This window comes from Mitsuaria sp. TWR114 (assembly GCF_007997345.1).
Genome location: NZ_VOSR01000762.1, coordinates 1 through 2,207 on the forward strand (window position 1 = coordinate 1; position 2,207 = coordinate 2,207).

Annotated in this window: 1 protein-coding gene and 1 pseudogene; both read left to right on the plus strand. The window is 71.3% G+C overall.

Annotated elements, in window-relative coordinates; genetic code table 11:
• Positions 1 to 709 (plus strand): annotated as a pseudogene (locus FUT87_RS29295) (hypothetical protein); the annotation flags it as partial.
• 243 nt (positions 710 to 952) lie between these two features.
• Entirely contained in the window at positions 953 to 2,113 is a 1,161-nt protein-coding gene (locus FUT87_RS23835) for a GGDEF domain-containing protein (RefSeq protein WP_147242600.1), read from the plus strand.
• The last annotated feature ends 94 nt before the right edge of the window (positions 2,114 to 2,207 follow it).

Below are 2,207 nucleotides of genomic sequence, written 5' to 3' on the forward strand. Positions count from 1 at the left end.
CGGCGCGACCAACCTGCCCACGCTGGTCAACCTGGAGCCGGACTTCTGGGGCTTCGTGCTGACCGGCGCCCCGGGCGGCGACCCGACGAAGGTGCCGGCACGCGTGAGCCAGGTGGCCGAATGCGCGAACCAGCCGGACAACGCCGTCGGCATGGCGGGTTGCCTGCTGGCGCTGGGACGGACCTACGCGCCCAAGGCCCGGATCGGTTTCCCGCCGTCCTTCTGGGGCCGCGACGCCACCACCGTCGGCAACTTCATGCTGAAGCTCGGCGCCGACAAGGCCGACTTCATGGTGGCCCAGACCAGCGACCGCGATGCCGGCTGCTTCGAGGTCTCGCCGCCTCCGTCCGAGTGCGCCGGCCGTGGCAACGGGCCGTTCTACTGGGACGAGAACAACGTGGCGACGCCCAACTTCCATCAGGACCTCGCCCAATGGGTCGCCGTGCAGGGCAAGCTCGGCAACCTGCCCATCCTGTTCTGGCAGACGCCGATGGGCGTACCCTCATCCACGCCAGGCGGCACCTGGGGGCATTACCGCGACAACCACGTCCAGTACATGCTGACCCATCCGACCGAGTACACCGCCCGCGGCGTGTTCGCGATCGTGTTCAGCGGCGGCGGCGCGGGCTCGGTCAACATCACGACGGACGGCGGCCAGTTCGCCCGCCTGTTCAAGGCCTACCTGGCGAATCCGGCCCCGCTGCGCTGAGCGGCAGGCAGCATCGGACGCGTGGCGGCCGCGAGTCGCCGCGGCGCCCGGTCGTCCATCGGCCAGCTTCTGCGACGAGAATGCGCGCGGGGCGCGGCCCATCCCTCGGGATGCGGACCGCCCCACGATCGCCTGCCCCGGCGACAGCCGCCGAGGTTCGATACCGATGGCCGGCCTGCGCGGGGTGGTCCTCAACCGCCAGACCCGCGCACCCGGCCGCTCGTGTGCCGGCCGAGTCCCCGCATGCTGTCCCGTCTCGATCTGCCGACCGTCCTGTTGTTCTACAACACGTCCCTGCTCGCCGGCGCGTTCGCCATCGTCCACGTCCGTCGCAATTCATGCCGCCCCGAGGGCCTCATGGGGCTGGCGATCGCCTACCTCATGCTGGCCGCCGGAGCCGCCCTGGCCTGGAAGGGCGAGGAAGCCGCCCTGCCCGCGGCGGTCTGGACGCACGGCAGCCTGCTGCTCGGCACGGCCGGCTATGCGGTGTTCCTCGCCGGCATCCTCGCGATGAGCGGCCGCCGACGCGTCCGCTGGGGGCTCCTGCTGACGCCGGTGCTGCTTTGTTTTCTGGTGGGGCTGGTCACCGGGTTCCCCCGCGACAACCTGAGCCGCGCCGGCGTGTTCCATGCGGCCGCCGTGCTGTCGCTCGCGTGCAGCGCCAACGAGATGCTGCGCAATCATCGCCTCGAGGCCTTGCCATCGAGCCGGCTGCTTGCGGCGCTCCTGGCGCTCAGCGGCGGCGTCTACACGCTCAGGCTGGTGTTCATCCTGAATGGCACCGCGGGCAGCGCCGGCTTCTCGCTGGCGTTCTTCGTGCAGATGTTCTGCCATTTCGGCATCGCCCTGATGGTGGCCACCATCTCCAAGGAGCGCGCGGAAGTGCGCCTCGCCCAGTTGGCGGACACGGACCCGTTGACCGGCGTGGGCAACCGCCGCTGGCTCGGCACGCGCCTGCCCAAGCAGCTGCGAGGCCACAGTGCGGTCCTCCAGCTGGACCTGGACCGGTTCAAGCGCATCAACGACCAGTACGGACACGCCGCCGGCGATGCGGTCCTGGTGGCCTTCGCCAGCTGCCTGAAGGCGCAGCTGCGCGAGTCCGATCTGCTGGCCCGCACCGGCGGCGAGGAGTTCCTGGTGTACACGCCCAACGTCACCGAGGCGGTGGCGCGCTCCATCGCCGAGCGACTCCGGGCCAGCGTCGAGCAGTTGCGGATCGTCGAGGACGGCACGCCCCTGCCGGTGTCCACCAGCATCGGCGTGGCCTGGGTGGCGGACGGCAGCGCGCCCGCGGCGGCCTGCCTCGCCCGGGCCGACGAGATGCTCTACGAGGCCAAGCGCGACGGCAGGAACCGCGTGGCCTTCGCCACGATGGCAGTGCAGGCGCCCGACCGCGCCGCATGACGCGTGGCGGGGGACCTACTCCTCGCGCCACTGCAGGTGCACCACGCGCAGGCCCTGGGCCTTGATCGTGCGCAGCAGCAGCGGCAGCGCCGCG